Genomic DNA, 16781 nt, shown 5'->3' with positions numbered 1-16781 from the left:
ATCCTCGCCTACTTCGCTTTTTCACGGTTAAGATAAAGTAGAGCACCATTTAACATCATGATGAACACTAGAAGTACAACACCTGTTGCGTACAGTGCGTTAGCGTGAACGCCACTTGCGTAAGACATTTCAATTGCAATGTTTGCTGTTAGCGTACGAGCAGAGTCCAAAATGCCTTCTGGCATTGCTGGCGCGTTACCCATAACCATGATGATTGCCATCGTTTCGCCAAGTGCGCGGCCGATACCCAAAATCACACCAGTCATAATGCCTGAACGTGCAGCAGGAACGAGTAGCTTAAAAATCGTGTAGATTTTCGAAGCACCCAGTGCAAGTGAACCTTCTTTGTATGTACGAGGTACCGCACGAATCGAAGTTTCAGAAACCGTGATAACGGTAGGAAGAATCATGATACCCAGAACAATGATACCCGCCAGGATAGTGTTACCCGCTGGTACTTGGAAAACGTTTTGAATCATTGGAACGATAATTACTAGACCGAAGAAGCCGTAAACTACCGACGGGATACCCGCTAGAAGCTCAACTGCTGGTCGAATAATATCTGCAAGACGCTTTGGAGCAATCTCAGCAATAAAAATAGCGGTTAATACACCAACTGGCACACCAACAACTACAGCTCCAAGTGTCGAAACAATCGATGCAACAATCATGGTTGCAACACCGAATAGAGCTGGAGGTAACCAGTCAACACCCAGAACGATGCCAGAAACACCGGCCTCTTGGAATGCAGGGATACTCTCTGCAACGATAAAGTAAGCGATAACGGCTAGTGATACGATGCCGATTACAGCACTCGATAAGAACAAGCCGTGGAAGATTCTTTCTCTCCAGTCGATGCGCTTCTTAGCACGTAGACTTGGCTTGTTGATTTGAGTCGCTTCAGTATTCATAAGCTTTTCACTATTTGCGATGGTCATATATAAAATCTCAAACTTTGTGGCTCAATAAGAGCTCGAAATAAACAAAGTTGAAAGAAAAGGCTCAGCCTAAAGCAGGCTGAGCAATAATTAAGATTGAGTCAGTTAAGATTAGTTAACTGTGATGTAGCCTTTCTTACCAGCGATAGCTTGAGCTTCATCTGCAACCATCCAATCTAGGAATTGTTGAGTTTCAGCTGTTGGAGCGCCTGCTTTGTAAAGAACTAGGAATGGACGAGCAACTTTGTAAGAACCGTTCTTAACGTTGTCTACAGTCGCAGCAGCGCCGTCAATAGTTAGAGCTTGAACAGATTCGTCAACTGTACCTAGAGAGATAAAGCCGATAGCGTATGGGTTGCTTGCTACAGAAACTTTAAGTGCGCCGTTACCGTTTGCAACTTGTGCACGTTGAGAGATAGCCGATACTTTCTTATCGCCAATCTTCTTCTTAAGCTTCATGATGTCTTCGAATGCACCACGTGTACCTGATGCAGTATCACGAGTGATTGCTACGATTGGTTTATCAGCGCCGCCAACATCTTTCCAGTTAGTGATGTCGCCTTTGTAGATTGAAGTGATTTGCTCAGCAGTAAGAGCAGATACTTCGTTGTTCGGGTTAACAACAACTGCGATACCGTCACGAGCGATAACTAGCTCTTTCAGGTCAGCTGTTTTCTCTTCTTCTTTTAGGTCACGAGAAGAGATACCAAGGTCAGCACTTCCATTTTTTGCTGCTTTGATGCCTGCAGAAGAACCTGGTGCTTGAATTTCGATGAACACTGGTTCGCCTTTATTCATGTAGGTTTCTGCAAAAACTTCAACCAGTGGAGAAGCACTGTTAGAGCCAACTACAGAGATAGTTTCTTTAGCTGAAGCTGTATTCACTGTTAGAGCGCCTAGTAGTGCGATTGCACCGATAACTGTCTTTTTCATCACAAATTTCCTTTAGTGGCGTTATTGCCGTAATGTTTTGCTTGAACGAGGCCTACTTTAGAATCCGAATGTGACAGTTGTGTTTCACTTAATTGAAGCCTATATGACAACTACAAATTAATGGCTAATTTCTCTCCTACTCGATGAATTGATAGTCGCGCCCCCATCAGATGCAGTTAGTGAATGCAGGTCTCACCATCGTTTGAGCACCAAAAAGCTAGATTTCCTTCCCTATTTATATCGAATACTAACCAATATATTTCTCTATTTATCAATCAATTAGCCCTAACACGATGGATAAAAAGATCCACCTTTATCGCCATTTAGAACAATAAATAACCATCTATATCAAATACCTATCGCATATAACGAAATCAAAGCCTTTACTGATTGAATTGTCAGTCTCATTAGTTAGAATCGCCAACTAATTCTAATAATAATAATTCTCATCTTTTTATTTTATTCAAAGAAGGACATTACATGCGCCAACTTCTCAGTGGCTTATCAATCAAAATACAAATTCTTATACCCGTACTATTTTCCGTTGTCTTACTTTTAGCCGGTGTCATTATCGGTGGTGAAAAACTAGAAAGTGCATTCAAAGATGTGTCAGTAGCAACCGACCAGTTAATCTTACATAAAGAAGAACTTAGCGAAATCGTCGACAACAGCTATGGCATGCGCATCAAAGCGATTTACAGTCTATTCAATGCTGATGACGTAAAAACATTGGTTGAAACACTAAACCAAAAACGCGATCAGAATACTCGCCTACTGAATTCATTAGACACAGTGCCAGGCATGCAAGATGAAGTGGCCGCGATGAACAAAGCGATGAATCACTATGTCGATTTTTCTCGTACCACCATGCTTCCGCTATTAAGAGCGAAACACGGCGATGCATCACTATCTTCAGATTTTGAAAACCGCTACCAGATCGCAATCGACCAATACCGACATGCGGGTAATGAAATGGTGCAAGCGATCAATACTCTGTCTAAAAAGCTGAACTTGCTTGCCACTCAAGAGGTCGACATCAACGGCCAGCAACACGCTAGCACGCTGACTACTGCGACCATTGCACTGTTGGTGATCCTGTCTGTAGCTCTAATTATCAGTTGGACGCTGGCTGGTATCATTGTTAAGCCGATCAGCAACATTCAAGAAACGATGCGGGAAGTAGCAAAAGGTAACTTGTTAGTTAAAGCAGAAGAGTATGGCGACAACGAAATCTCACGCCTAGCGCAAGACGTAAACCAGTCTGTTGAACAGCTGCGTGACACGGTAAGCTCGCTGTCTCGAATCAGTATCGAAGTGGCTTCTGCGTCGACAGAGCTAGCGGCTGTAATGACACAGTCCAGCGTTAACTCAGACCAAGAGAAGCAAGAGGTGGAGCAAGTTGCTTCTGCTGTGAACCAATTGGAAAGCACAGCAGCACACGTTAATGAGAACGCAGTACAAGCCGACTCAGCGTCTAAGCAAGCTGACGAAATGGCGACACACAGCATGAGCTTGTTTAATGAAAGCAACAAAGCTAACGAACAGATGGCGATTCAGCTAAGCGAAGCCGCAAATGTTGTGGGCACGCTAAAAGAGCACTCTGAACAGATTGGTAAAGTGATTGAGGTAATTCAAAGTATCTCTGAACAAACTAACCTGCTGGCGCTTAACGCAGCAATCGAAGCCGCTCGTGCAGGTGAAAGCGGTCGTGGTTTCGCAGTGGTTGCTGATGAAGTTCGAATGCTAGCGGCACGTACACAAGATTCAACCAAAGAGATCCAAACCATCATAGAAGGTTTGCAGGTTCAATCCGGTAACGCGAATGAAAGCATGAGCAGCTCATTATCTATGCTGGAACACAACCAAACTCTTGCAGGTGAAGTAAGCGCGGCGCTTTCAGGCATTGCTAACTCGGTAACGGACATGACTGAGATTAACACTCAGGTTGCCTCTGCCGCCGAAGAGCAAAGCCAAGTAACCTCAGACATCAACCGTAACATCTCAAACATCTACAGCCTAGTAAGCCAAAACGTTACCGGCATTACTCAAGCCGCTGCAGCAAGCCACGAGCTTTCTAACCTAGCAGAACAACAGAAGCAGCAGTTGGATTACTTTAAGGTATAGGCTTCAAGGTACGAAGTTCAAGGCAAACAGATTCAGGCTGTATGCTCTTTAGAACTCGCCGATAAACAAAAAGCCAGCCATCATGGCTGGTTTTTCGCTTTTAGACACTACTGACGAGATTCAGCCGCTCGAATTCTTTCAATCGCTTCTACCCTTCTAAGCTGTTCTGGTAGGAAATGTTCAGTCCTAAGTTGCGCAATCTTCTCTTGTTGTTCGGTTTTTGATAGGAATGAATCTTTCAAGACATCATTTCGTTCTGCGAAGTAGACCTCTAACGAGTCTTCAAAGGCCGCTCTTTGTTTATCAAGTGCTTCAAGTCTCTGGGTTACTTCTTCACCGACAAGTTCGCTTCTCTTTAAGTATTTACCCTGTTCATCGAGACCTTCAGAGCTAGAGAGCTGTTGGAGTAACACCTGATTCTGGTGACTCGACTGAACATAATCAGGTTGCTCAGATAGATAGGATTCGAGTCTTTGTTGGTATTCTTCATCCTCTAATCCCTCCTGTTTCAGAAGTAACTTTTCTAAGGCGATTTCTCTCATTCTGTTGTCGTGCGTAAACAGAATACTTATCTCGCTCTCACTGAAAAACTGAGCTTGGAGGTCAAGGAGCGCTTGATTGAGTGCACGTAGATCATCAGCGGAAATGGATGTGGTACCGAACTGCACGTCCAACGATGTCAGTGCCGACTTATACTCAAGATATTTGGCAAACAGTGCTTCATCAACCACGGTTGTTGATGATTGTTCGTGGTGTTTCGCCACGTTGTCTCGAATATCTTCAAGGGTTAATTCTGTATTACCTGACACGAAATATTCCATCATGTCTTTTGCTGATGCGTTATCGATGTCGGTATCTTGCTGAGAGGTGACTTTCAATGAGGAGACGCGTTGTTCGTCGTCAGTATGTGTATCTTGATTATTTAGATATAAAAAGACCGCCGCTGTGCTCATCAGGGCTATCGTGGTTATCGACAAAATGGCGGTCTTTTTCATCATACTTCCCTTGTTTTCTTATTAAACGGCTTTGCAGACTACAAGCCAGCCAACTTCAATCGATTGGCATGCTGACGATATAGTGTTACAGGATCTGTCTCAAACAAGTGGTGAATTCCCAATAACCCATTAATCTCATCTAGGTGGTTCATTTTGTAATCATCACCAATCACTTTGCCCAAATGCGCGCTGCATGCTCCTACTAAGCCATCATTAGGTTCGTTGAAGGCTAAGCCTAGGATTGTCATCGCTCCGTCGGTAGGATCAAGAAGGTTGGTAAAAGTGGAAGACCCTGTCCATGAATAGTAATAAACGCCGTTACTTGCTTGCCACTCACCATCGCCACACTCAGACGTCGGAACGCCCTCAGGGTAAAACTGGTTGAAGGCTAGCGAGCCTTCTGTGGTCAATGCTTCAAGAGAAGCGAGGCCGTCTTGGTCGAGATCCGTTCCACCAGATAAAAGGTTAATCAGTGTCGTTAATCCACCTGCTAATTTAACCGCGATACCTTCTGTGACAGAGCCTTCAGATACGTTCCCTCGAACGAGATCAGCGACCTTAGAACCTTTATGCACACCGCCAATACTGGTCACTGAAGCAACAAGATCAGGTCGAACTGACGCAACATAACGAGCCGTAGGCCCACCGTGGCTATGACCAACCAGATTCACCTTACTTGCTCCTGTTGCAGCTAACAGCGTTTCAACTTGGCTAAGTAACTGTTCACCACGGACCTCTGAACTGTTGGTTGCAGAGACCTGAGCGACATATACGTTCGCGCCATCTTTGGTTAGGGATTCAGGTACGCCATAGAAATAGTCAACGCCCGCTAATGTATCGAAACCAAACAGACCATGTACCAACATAATGGGGTATTTCGTTTCAGTGTATCCGCTGGCTTCTAATGCTGACGCGCTCGTTCCGGCATATACGCCAAAACTGGATAGGCAGGCTATCGTCCAAATTAATATCTTTTTCAATGCTCTTTCCTTAAACAGATTAGACCTCTGATGAGTAAAAGAACCGTAGATGATGATTTTATAAAACAGAAAGTAACGACTTCATATTTGTGATGGCGAACTTGAATTAAACAGGTGCGATGAACATCAGGCAAACAGAATCAGGAGAACAAAACATAAGCAATTGATTAAATTAACATTTAACTAAGGTTGATGAGATTGTTCTTTCAATATCCCGACTCAAATATCAATTCAACATTCTCAATAAACCAAAATTATTCGACAAATAACCGTTTGGAAACAGGTATTTTTCAACCAAAAACTCGTTGATAACTTGAGGCTTATTCCATTAACGACACACCATAACCCTGAATACATTGACGCTAATTATTAATTTTAGATATAGGTCGTACCAGTTATTTACTTATCCACTTATCAAGAAACAAGCAACAAGCAACAAGCAACAAGCAACAGCGTTTCTGTTTGGCTCATCTAAATATAAAAGAGAATACAGTGATGAAAAATACGGCTTTAATACTCACGTTAGCCCTGCCTTTTGCCGCTTATGCCGCTGAAGACTCAATACCAACACCTGAATCGATTACATCTGCACAAGTACTCAGTGCACAAGGCTCAGAGACCTATTCATATGTTAGATGTTGGTATCGAACCGATGCCTCTCATGATTCCCCAGCCACCGACTGGAAGTGGGCAAAGAAAGAGAGTGGTGATTACTACACGATCAACGGATATTGGTGGTCTTCTGTTTCTTTCAAAAACATGTTCTACAGTGATGCGCCTCAATCTGAAATCAAACAGCGTTGCGAACAGACGCTCGACATCCAACATGACGCCGCTGACATCACCTACTTTGCCGCAGATAATCGCTTCTCTTACAACCACTCCATCTGGACCAACGATAACGCGTTCCAGGCCAATAGCATCAATCGTATTGTCACCTTTGGTGATAGCCTGTCCGACACTGGTAATCTATTTAATGGCTCACAATGGTTTTTTCCGAACGCAGATTCGTGGTTTTTAGGGCACTTTTCGAATGGTTTAGTCTGGACGGAGTATTTAGCAAAAGCGAAAGATGTCCCTCTGTATAACTGGGCTGTGGGTGGCGCCGCAGGTACCAACCAATACGTGGCATTGACTGGTGTTTATGATCAAGTCACCTCTTATCTGACCTACATGAAAGTCGCCAAAAACTATCGTCCGGAAAACTCACTGTTTACTTTAGAGTTTGGCCTCAATGACTTCATGAATTACAACCGAGAAGTCGCCGATGTAAAGGCTGACTTTAGCAGCGCGCTGATCCGCTTAACAGAATCTGGTGCGAACAATATCCTGCTGTTCACCTTACCCGATGCAACCAAAGCCCCTCAATTCAAATACTCTACCGAACAAGAGATAATAAAAGTTCGTGGCAAGATCTTAGAATTCAACCAGTTCATCAAAGCTCAAGCCGAGTATTACCAAGGTATAGGGAAAAACGTGGTGTTGTTCGATGCAAGTGCGTTGTTCGCCAGCATTACCGATAACCCAGAACAACATGGCTTTCGAAACGCGAGTGATGCTTGTCTTAATATCAATCGAAGCTCAGCCGCGGACTATTTAAGAAGCCACAGCTTAACTAATGATTGTGCGACCTATGGTTCAGACAGTTATGTATTCTGGGGCGTGACGCACCCAACCACCGCCACACACAAATACATTGCCGACCACATCTTGGCGTATTCGTTCTCGACGTTCAATTTCTAACTAAATATCGAAAAGTAATGGCTGAGCCAAGGTCGAGATACAAAAAAACCGCCTAATATTGGCGGTTTTTATTTATGTCAGTTTTACTAGCAAACGCTTTAAAACTGGCTGGTGATTACTCGTCGTCCACTTTTGGTGCGACTTTTTTCTTAGGGATAAACACGGTATCACCCACTGCCACATTCTGGTGGAAGCTCTTATCGCGCTTAACTGGTTTCTTCGGCGTTTTCTTCGCTTGAGTGTTGGTCTTCTTCTTAGCAGGACCGCCTTTAGCAAACGCAGGTTTACGTGGCTTAATGCCTTTGAATTTACCTTTTAGGCCTTCAAGTACAGAGAAGGTCAAATCTTGTTGAAGGTAAAGTTCAACACGCTTGAAGCTGTCCCAGTCTTTTGGACCAACCAAAGAAATCGCATCGCCTTTGTTACCCGCACGGCCAGTACGACCTACACGGTGCACGTACTCTTCCGTATGCTTAGGCATATCAAAGTTGATAACGTGGCTCACGTTTGGAATATCAATACCACGTGAAGCAACATCGGTAGTTACCAAGATCTTGTAAACCGCACGCTCGAACTGGCTCATAATAGCATTACGTTGCGTTTGGTTTAGGTTACCACTCAGTGCTACCGCTTTAAGCTTCTTCTCGTTCAACTTATCTGTTAAACGGTCAGTATCAGCGCGTGTTGCTGTGAAGATCATTACCTGACGGTATTCAGCTTCTTCCAGTACACGGTCTAAAATCGCTTCTTTGTGATCTAGGTGATCACATAAGTAGAATTTCTGTGTGATATCTAAGTGTTGCTCGTTAGAAACACCAACAGAGATACGCTTAGGTGCGTCTAGCATTTCATTTGCAATGCCATTTACTTCAGCGTGATCTAACGTTGCAGAGAACATCAACGTTTGACGACGACGGTGTTTAGCTGCATTGGCAATGCGACGAAGTTCTGGAGCGAAACCCAGATCAAGCATACGGTCCGCTTCATCAAGGATTAGCGTTTCAACACCATCTAGGAACAATGAACGATGTTCTAGGTGGTCAGCAAGACGGCCTGGAGTCGCAACGATAAAACGAGGGTACTTACGCAGTGCTTTAACTTGGTCGTTAAAGTTCTCACCACCTAAGATAAGCGCCGCTTCATAAGACAGACCACCAAGCATGCTACGCAGTTCGCCGTAAACTTGCTTCGCTAGCTCACGAGTAGGAGCCAAAATTACACCACGAGGATCTTTAGCAGAAAACGCTTTTGTTTTTAATGCTTTATGTATCATTGGCAACACAAACGCCAATGTTTTTCCTGATCCCGTTTTTGATGAAGCCAATAGATCCTTACCAGCAATAGCAACAGGGATCGCTTTTGATTGGATCTCTGTCGCCTTCTTGAAGTCGTAATGTTTTAAGTTCTTCAGTAAGCGGTTGTCTAAGCCTAAATCTTTAAAGTGCAAAGGACTCTCCAGTCATGATGGTATTGAATAAAATTAATTTAACGTGACATGATACCGCGAAAGTACTTTATAAGGATAGAGATCACAGTAAATTTATCCCTTTATCTATCTTTAGCTAGAACAACGTATGCATTGCTAGCAAAGGGATAGCTCTCCAAAAACACCTTCAAGTCGTCTCTAAATCCTTCATCTCATAAATGAGACACAACGTGATACTTAGCTAATTACCTCAAAATTTAGCAATTTCTTTAGTTATTGTTTTTGCAGTTAAAAAATTAGTCGCTACAATCATTAATGAAGCGACTATATGATAAAGAATGTATAGCGCATCTTTTGATGATAAATAAGCAAGGAGTTCTTATGAATAAGACGTTAATCGCAGCTGCAGCCTCAGTTTTCATTTTAGCCGGTTGTTCTTCAGAGCCAGAAGAAGCTGCAGTGTCAGAAATGGATCAACTAACTAACCAAGTCGCTCAACTAACAAGCGAAGTTGAAGCACTTAAGAGTGACAAAGCAGCCGCTGAAATGAAGGCTCAAGAAGCAGAAGCAGCCGCAATGGCAGCGAAAGAAGAAGCGGACCGTGCTAACGACCGTATCGACAACATCGCTGAGTCTTACACTAAGTAGTTTGAGATCTAATCGCGATTAAGCTGTAGATTAAATAAGTCGCAAAAAGCAGTATATAGACAGCACCACTTCTTATCGGATGTGGTGCTTTTTTTGGGTGACACTAATGCGAGTAAACAAGATAAAACCGCCCCTTGTTGCAGAAGAGGCAATCGAATTAAAACTCAATCACAGGTGGTGCTATCTCTACAGGTACGCCGTTTTGAGCAAAGATAACCGCTTTCGCCTTTGAATTTGGCAGTTCTGCGTCTTCAAGCCACCATTTTAGTTCCACAGGGATCTGTAATGATTTCTTTGAACCATCACTTCGAGTTAATGGCTCGTGCGCTTCTACAAACACACTTCTATCAGGCTCTAATGACACCTTAATCGGCTCATTGATAATGGTGACCTGTTCACCACGGTTCACTTGCTCAAACAGCCACTCAATGTCTTTAGGTTCCATTCGGATACAACCAGAGCTAACTCGTAAACCTATCCCGAAATCTTTGTTTGTACCATGGATCAAATAGTCGCCAGCGCCATAAGCAAGCCTCAAAGCGTACTCTCCCAATGGATTTTCCGGCCCGGCAGGAACCACTCTCGGTAATTCAATGCCCTTTTCAAGATACTCGTTGCGGATTGAATTTGGTGGCGTCCATGTTGGATTCGGTCTTTTTTGGCTTATCTTGGTGATCATCTCGGGAGTATCACGCCCCACTCGACCGATGCCGACAGGGAAAACATGCACCTGATTTTTCTCAGGCTCAAAGTAATACAACCTTAACTCAGCAAGATTGATGACAATCCCCTTTCTTGGGGTGTCAGGCAAAATCAAGCGGCTTGGAATGCTTAACACATAGCCTTCCGCGGGAAGAAAAGGATCCACCCCTTTGTTGGCTGCCATTAAAGAGAGAAAACCAATATCGTATTGCTTGGCAATGATGGCCAAGGTTTCGCCCGCCGCCACTTCATGCTGCTGGATTCTGCCCACAATGCGGCTTTCCGTTGGTGGCAATTCAAAGGTTGCAGCAGACACCCACGATGAAGCTATCCCGCTGGCAAGCAAAGTAGTTCTTACAACAAGCGACGCCGCCCTGTGGAGTCGTGTTTTCATTGACTGCAAAGGCGTCGAGTTAACGCAATACGACATACAAATCCTTGGTTTGTCTTTTATCAAAGTTTAGATTATCTCTGATCAAACGTCTCTACAACGTATTGTTGTCTCGAAACTAATAGGCAACAAGTTTATATGTAAGCCTTTTCTTCTCATTCACTTGCAATTTACCCATACAAAATCGATTGCCTTTACGCTTTCAACATATTTGGTTATCAATATTAATAAAACTATAATGGCAGACCTATTTTGTGACTAAAGTCTCATGGAGCCACGTTCTAACTCGTTAATATTGCCTCAACAAAACGAATTCAATTCAACAGAATCGGTAATTGATTAAATCCTGTTCCTATAATTACCGTTTAAACTTTGGAGAACGACCATGGCTACACCTCATATTAATGCTCAAGCTGGTGATTTCGCAGAAACAGTACTTATGCCGGGCGACCCGCTTCGCGCAAAATACATTGCAGAAACATTCCTTGATGACGTGAAGCAAGTTTGTGACGTTCGCAACATGTTTGGCTACACAGGCACTTACAAGGGTAAGAAAGTTTCTGTAATGGGCCACGGTATGGGTATCCCATCATGCTGCATCTACGTACACGAGCTAATCGCTGAGTTCGGCGTGAAAAACGTAATTCGCGTTGGTAGCTGTGGCGCAGTACGTGACGACGTTAAACTAATGGACGTTGTTATCGGTATGGGTGCATCTACTGACTCAAAAGTAAACCGCATTCGTTTCAACAACCACGACTTCGCTGCTATCGCTGATTTCGGTCTTCTAGAAGAAGCAGTAAACCAAGCTCGTGCACAAGAAGTTCCAGTTAAAGTTGGTAACGTATTCTCTGCAGACCTTTTCTACACTCCAGAAGCTGACCTTTTCGAAAAAATGGAAAAGCTAGGCATCCTAGGTGTTGATATGGAAGCGGCTGGTATCTACGGCGTTGCTGCAGACCTTGGTGCTAAAGCACTAACTATCCTAACAGTATCTGACCACATCATCCGTGGTGAAAAACTAAGTTCTGAAGAGCGTCAAAAGTCTTTCAACGACATGATGAAAGTTGCTCTAGAGACAGCAATCAACATCTAACGATTTGATAAAAGATACATTGAAAAGCGTTACCCCGCAGCCAGGCTCGCTTGGCTGCTCAAATAATCCCGAGGGGGAGATCGTGTCTAACGACAAGCTGCCAAAAGATGCGGATGGTTTGCAACTCAACTTTTGTAAAACATTGGCGTGTGACAACTTTGGCTTGAGCGATGCAAAACGGTATGTTTTGCAACACGCGAACCCTAAGCGTCCAGCGATGGTTTGTCGTGAATGTGGAGCTTTCCCCCCCTTACTTAACAATCGTGAAGTGTTAAGCGAACTTCATCGCCTAAGACAACTTCACAGCGACGGGCTCCCTGCTTGTCGTAATGATGATTGCGATAACTTCGGCTTATCGGTTCATACCCATAAACATCTTTATCATGCCTTCGGCTACAGTGGCGACAGGCAGCGTTATCGATGCAAAGACTGCCAAACAACCTTCGTTGATAAATGGTCTGGGTCCAACAAAAAACTCCAATTTCAAGAGAACCTCATGGGCTTACTGTTCATGGGCTATTCTGTACGTGAAATCTGCCGAAAATTAGAAATCAACCCAAAGACTTTCTATGATCATGTTGACCATATCGCGAGCCGTTGTCGTCGTAAATTAGCGATGATCGATGCACGATGGGTTAACCATGCAAAAGATTACGAATTCGCATCTCACTACCAGCGTCTGCAACCACAAAGTAACAACGGTGTGGTATGGATAGCGACGGGCGAGGCGCATTCTGGTTATATCCTTTGCCAGCACGTCAACTACTCTCAAAATGAAGAACCATCAGGGAACGTCGACCACAACCCTTATGATGATGTGGCACGCTTTGTATCCAAGGAGCACTCTTCAGAAGCAAATCTCGAACTGCCTCAGCCCTCAGACAAACTAAAAGAGCGCATTGAACAGCAATACCAAGTGATTCTTGCGAGAGGTAACGTTGAGGACCCTATGGGTAACCTCACCACATTTAGCTACCCTTCAAAAGGCGCACTCATTCGACCGCCTTATACCTCTTATGCTCACTTCTTACATGTGTTGGATATGTGTAACGAAGACAAGCATGTCGCCATCTATATGCCACAAGATCCATTACTAAGATCTGCCGCTTTAAGCGTATGTTTGCCGCGTATTCAGAGTCAAAATATTGACCTTATGTACGTCGAGGAAGATTCAGGCTGGCAAGACGATCAAAGTTTTGAAAAGATCGACATCGTTCACATGAGTTGGTGGCGCGATCGCTGGGCTATTGCGAATCAAGGTGATAACCAGAAAGGTATCTGCTACCTAACCGGTAACAATCCAGAACCAAAACAGTGGTTTAACACGGCCTCAATTCAACAAACTAAGTTCTATCAACAACGCTTTCAGCTGTTATTTGATAGCTTTATTAATGAGCCCAGACGTAAGCTTCGTCCTGGGGGCATTCTTCCATTGCTCGACATATTTAGAGCTTGGCACAATCTGTGCTACCAAGATAAGCAAGGGCTCACGGCAGCACAGCGCTTAGGCGTAGCAGAGCTGCCATTAACTCTAAAGCAACTACTTTCATAGCAACAAAGCCTCTAGGTAATTATTCGGGAACTCATTGATTTTAAAGCAACAACATGAGGTAACACCCATAATTAGAAAAGATCGATGTTCCTTTGACGCTCTAGGAAAGATAATTGGTGCTTATCTCAAATCACACTCTTATAATGATTGTGTTATCAATATGTTCGATAAACATGGATGTAAGTCTTGGACAAAAATCAGTACCTTCTTGAAACAGAATTAGAAAAACTTAAAACTCGTGTCGACTCTGAGCCATCGGTGATCCTAGAGGTTGCCCAGCAGTGCCTAGTCCGATCAGAGCAAGTTCTGTTTGAAGAGGGCGCCATCCAGTCATTAATGTTAATGGCAAGATGTAGCTGGAACCTGATGGATTACCAAAAAGGTTTAAAGTACATCAAGGAAGCCTACAAGCGCCAAAGCCGACTAGATACCGACCTTTTTCTCCCTGAAATCCTCCATTTACACGCGCTCCAGTTCTGGGGACAAGCCAAGTATTACTCCGCCCAACAGTTTTGGATCAATGCCTTAGAGCAGTCCGCATTGGTTGATGAAGTCGAAATTCAAATTGAATGCCTCATTGGCCTTGGTAATATATGGCGGATGACCCACGAATATAAACTTGCACGTTCAACCCACCAACTTGCCGTGAAAGTGGCTAACAACAGCCGTATTGGTTGGTTAGAGGGTAAAGCCAGAATACTGCTCGCGTGGGATTACTACCTGCTCAACAACTATGTTGAAATGCTGTCGGTATTAGACGGTGCAGAAGAAGCATTAAAAGACCATAAAGATAACACTTGGCATGCTGAGGTGTGGGACTTCCGAGGCTTAGCACTTCTTGGTCTTGAACGCTTAGATGACGCAGAGCGCGCCACGGCCAAAGCGCACAATCTGGCAGTTGAACACAACCTAGTTTGGATGAAAGCGCACTCATACATCAGCCGAGCTAGATTGGAGCTCCTGAGAAAAAGACCAGAACAAGCGGCGGAATTACTGAGGCTCGCTGAGCAATCCGCAAACGAGTTCGATAATGGGGAGTTGCTAAGCCAAATCTGTTACCAACAATCTTTGGTAGCGGAAGAAAACCAAGACTTCCAAGCCGCGCTCGTCGCCTTTAAAAAGTACCGTCAATATTCTATCGGCATGCTCAAAGAGCAAACGACACGTGTTGGGTTAGATAAAGCGCGCAGTTCAAAACGCCAGCTTGAACAGAGAGCACGAAAACTGATTAACCGTATTCGCGGTCAGCACGAGTACGATCCTGAAAAGCACCTCTCTTACGTTGTCTCTGAAACCTTTTGGTGGGAAAAGTTGGTGCTGTTCAAGACAGAGCTTAAACGCTCGAACCACAGCATCATTATGTTCCATCATGTCGATACTGATTACTTAGATGTTTGCACCGAGATTGCTCATGCTTTATGTAACCAGAATGACTTCATTGCAAGACTAAGTTCTGAACGTGTGGCCCTTATGCTTTCCGAAAAAGGCGAAGCCGCAGAGCAAACCTTCCAAACTCTCAGCACCATGCTCGATATCTATCCATGGCATAGAAAAGGATTAAAAGGTTCGAAACCAAGCGTCAGCCTCAATGATATTTTGACGTTCCCGTTCACGCTTGAACAACTCGAAGAAGACGATGCTGAGGTAATAGAATAATGGAAACTCTATTAAGCAAGATCACAGACGCCGGTTTAGACCCTTCATCAGTATCAGGTGAAGAAGCGATCATCTTCTGGAACCACATTCGTCAGCACGTTTCGACAACGCAAACAGAGCAAGCGCACTGCTATATCATTAGCTCTGAATACCGTGCCGAGTTACAACAAAATCAAACCAGTATCGAAGAGTTGAGACGAGCACTCGATCTGCTCCACCTTCCTGCCGATATCGAAGATATTCTGACAGTCAAAACCAGTTTAAGTGACCGCTTAGTTGAAACTGGTGATTACACCTCAGCACTCAATGAATTCGTCAGTTCGTCGACTATCGCGGTTGAACACGGTCATATCGATGAGTATGTATTAGCTATTTTAGGCATGGGCAACCTGTGTGATTCCTATGGCGATCACAACAGAGCACTTCGTTACTACCAAAAAATCAGCAGCATAGACCATGCGATAAGCAGTCGCTCACTTCGTCTCAAATTCAAGCTGCATATGGTAGCAAGCCTACTTCTACTCAATCGCATTACAGCAGCCAGCGATTTACTGAATGAGTGCGAAGAACTGAGTATTTTGGTCAGTGACAAGTTGCTCACAGCTCAAATACTGCTTTACCAAGCAAAGGTGCTGCGCGCTAAGAAAAAACACCATGAAGCGCTACGCTGTCTGTCTAAGGTTCAATACCCAGCCAACAGCACTCAAGCAAGCTGGCTTGCAACCATGACTCGTCTAGAGCTCTCACATTGCCTAAGTGCAACCGGCAAGCAAGACTACGCGAGCATGATTTTGTCGAGCACAGACAAACGCGTGAAAGCCTACTCGTCGCCAGTACTTGCAAAACGATTCTACGATTCGCTGAGTGATGTGTGTATGAATCAAGGGCGTTTTCAAGAAGCGCTAAGCTATGAGAAAAAAGGCTACCGAATTGAAACCGATCTGATGAAGCAGATCCCGATCAGTGAACTCGGTGCAAGCCAACTACGCCGCCTGTCCCGTTTTGAATTACAACTCAAACTCATTCTCTCTGAACAAGAAAACAAAGAGCTGAAAGAGACAACGGAACAACACAAGAATGCGGTTGCTCAGCTTCAACAAGACGTATTCACCGATCCATTGACAGGGTTACACAACCGTCGCTGGTTAGATGTGAAATTGAAAGACATGCTGTTGCACGATACCTCTTTCGCACTGATGGTTATTGATATTGACCACTTCAAGTCTATCAATGATGAACTGAGTCACTTAGTGGGTGATAAAGCGATTGTTAGTGTGTCTCAAGAGCTACGTTTATACTTTAAGTTTAGAGGCGCGTCATGTGTCAGATTTGGTGGAGAAGAGTTCCTCGTCATTCTAGAGAACACTGATCTTCCGAAGGCAGAAATGCACTCTGAAAATTATCGAGAGCGCATCTTCCAATTTGGATGGCATGAAATACTTGGGGAGCGTGGTTTGACCGTGAGTATTGGTATCACTTTGCATCGTGACGGAGAGAATACTCAACGCACCTTCTACCGTGCGGATAAAGCGCTATACCGAGCTAAAGCCAACGGCCGTAATCAAGTGTGTACAGAGTAGTGGCATATAGCTCTGTA

The 16781-nt window shown here is 44.1% G+C and carries 13 protein-coding genes; 7 read left to right on the top strand and 6 right to left on the bottom strand.

Annotated elements, in window-relative coordinates:
• Positions 1-8: 8 nt before the first annotated feature.
• A complete protein-coding gene (gene pstC / locus A136_RS01820; protein ID WP_017064255.1) occupies positions 9-938 on the bottom strand; it encodes a phosphate ABC transporter permease subunit PstC in 930 nt (309 codons plus the stop codon).
• Between the two features lie 111 nt (positions 939-1049).
• Positions 1050-1871, bottom strand: a complete 822-nt coding sequence (locus A136_RS01815; RefSeq protein ID WP_017064254.1) for a phosphate ABC transporter substrate-binding protein — start codon at positions 1869-1871, stop codon at positions 1050-1052.
• A 480-nt stretch (positions 1872-2351) separates the two neighbouring features.
• Between A136_RS01815 and A136_RS01810 the strand changes: the two genes are divergently transcribed.
• Positions 2352-3995: a methyl-accepting chemotaxis protein gene (locus tag A136_RS01810; RefSeq protein WP_017064253.1), complete on the top strand. Its 1644-nt coding sequence runs from the start codon at positions 2352-2354 to the stop codon at positions 3993-3995.
• Between the two features lie 107 nt (positions 3996-4102).
• Here the strand turns inward: A136_RS01810 and A136_RS01805 are convergent, their stop codons facing one another.
• Together A136_RS01805 and A136_RS01800 are read right to left on the bottom strand one after the other, a co-directional pair.
• Positions 4103-4990, bottom strand: a complete 888-nt coding sequence (locus tag A136_RS01805; RefSeq protein WP_017064252.1) for a lipase secretion chaperone — start codon at positions 4988-4990, stop codon at positions 4103-4105.
• A gap of 38 nt (positions 4991-5028) precedes the next feature.
• Complete coding sequence (locus A136_RS01800; protein WP_050547032.1) at positions 5029-5970, bottom strand: lipase family alpha/beta hydrolase; 942 nt, start codon at positions 5968-5970, stop codon at positions 5029-5031.
• Between the two features lie 495 nt (positions 5971-6465).
• Between A136_RS01800 and A136_RS01795 the strand changes: the two genes are divergently transcribed.
• A complete protein-coding gene (locus A136_RS01795; protein WP_017064251.1) occupies positions 6466-7713 on the top strand; it encodes an SGNH/GDSL hydrolase family protein in 1248 nt (415 codons plus the stop codon).
• Between the two features lie 115 nt (positions 7714-7828).
• Here the strand turns inward: A136_RS01795 and A136_RS01790 are convergent, their stop codons facing one another.
• Complete coding sequence (locus A136_RS01790; protein ID WP_017061883.1) at positions 7829-9160, bottom strand: DEAD/DEAH box helicase; 1332 nt, start codon at positions 9158-9160, stop codon at positions 7829-7831.
• 360 nt (positions 9161-9520) lie between these two features.
• Between A136_RS01790 and A136_RS01785 the strand changes: the two genes are divergently transcribed.
• Entirely contained in the window at positions 9521-9787 is a 267-nt protein-coding gene (locus A136_RS01785; protein WP_017064250.1) for an Lpp/OprI family alanine-zipper lipoprotein, read from the top strand.
• Between the two features lie 157 nt (positions 9788-9944).
• Here A136_RS01785 and A136_RS01780 read toward each other — a convergent pair whose 3' ends face one another.
• The gene (locus A136_RS01780; RefSeq protein ID WP_029235199.1) at positions 9945-10919 is read right to left on the bottom strand and encodes a L,D-transpeptidase family protein; all 975 of its coding nucleotides are present in this window, start codon (positions 10917-10919) and stop codon (positions 9945-9947) included.
• A 346-nt stretch (positions 10920-11265) separates the two neighbouring features.
• Here A136_RS01780 and deoD point away from each other — a divergent pair, with 346 nt between their 5' ends.
• The 4 genes from deoD (at position 11266) to A136_RS01760 (ending at position 16764) form a co-directional block, all read left to right on the top strand.
• Positions 11266-11976: a purine-nucleoside phosphorylase gene (gene deoD, locus A136_RS01775; protein ID WP_017061880.1), complete on the top strand. Its 711-nt coding sequence runs from the start codon at positions 11266-11268 to the stop codon at positions 11974-11976.
• A gap of 82 nt (positions 11977-12058) precedes the next feature.
• Positions 12059-13528, top strand: coding sequence for a lactate dehydrogenase (locus tag A136_RS01770; RefSeq protein ID WP_017064249.1), 1470 nt, complete (start codon positions 12059-12061; stop codon positions 13526-13528).
• Positions 13529-13714: 186 nt separating this feature from the next.
• Positions 13715-15184: a hypothetical protein gene (locus A136_RS01765; RefSeq protein WP_017064248.1), complete on the top strand. Its 1470-nt coding sequence runs from the start codon at positions 13715-13717 to the stop codon at positions 15182-15184.
• Positions 15184-16764: a GGDEF domain-containing protein gene (locus tag A136_RS01760; protein ID WP_017064247.1), complete on the top strand. Its 1581-nt coding sequence runs from the start codon at positions 15184-15186 to the stop codon at positions 16762-16764. The genes A136_RS01765 and A136_RS01760 overlap by 1 nt, the downstream gene beginning before the upstream one ends.
• Positions 16765-16781: the final 17 nt, after the last annotated feature.

This window comes from Vibrio crassostreae 9ZC13 (genome assembly GCF_000272045.2).
Lineage (GTDB): Bacteria > Pseudomonadota > Gammaproteobacteria > Enterobacterales > Vibrionaceae > Vibrio > Vibrio crassostreae_C.
This window is presented reverse-complemented; position numbering and strand designations above follow the sequence as displayed.

Excerpts from the sequence above, each read along its gene's own strand:
- pstC (WP_017064255.1), bottom strand. The coding sequence starts at position 938 with ATGACCATCGCAAATAGTGAAAAGCTTATGAATACTGAAGCGACTCAA.
- A136_RS01815 (WP_017064254.1), bottom strand. The coding sequence starts at position 1,871 with ATGAAAAAGACAGTTATCGGTGCAATCGCACTACTAGGCGCTCTAACA.
- A136_RS01810 (WP_017064253.1), top strand. The coding sequence starts at position 2,352 with ATGCGCCAACTTCTCAGTGGCTTATCAATCAAAATACAAATTCTTATA.
- A136_RS01805 (WP_017064252.1), bottom strand. The coding sequence starts at position 4,990 with ATGAAAAAGACCGCCATTTTGTCGATAACCACGATAGCCCTGATGAGC.
- A136_RS01795 (WP_017064251.1), top strand. The coding sequence starts at position 6,466 with ATGAAAAATACGGCTTTAATACTCACGTTAGCCCTGCCTTTTGCCGCT.
- A136_RS01785 (WP_017064250.1), top strand. The coding sequence starts at position 9,521 with ATGAATAAGACGTTAATCGCAGCTGCAGCCTCAGTTTTCATTTTAGCC.
- A136_RS01780 (WP_029235199.1), bottom strand. The coding sequence starts at position 10,919 with ATGTCGTATTGCGTTAACTCGACGCCTTTGCAGTCAATGAAAACACGA.
- deoD (WP_017061880.1), top strand. The coding sequence starts at position 11,266 with ATGGCTACACCTCATATTAATGCTCAAGCTGGTGATTTCGCAGAAACA.
- A136_RS01760 (WP_017064247.1), top strand. The coding sequence starts at position 15,184 with ATGGAAACTCTATTAAGCAAGATCACAGACGCCGGTTTAGACCCTTCA.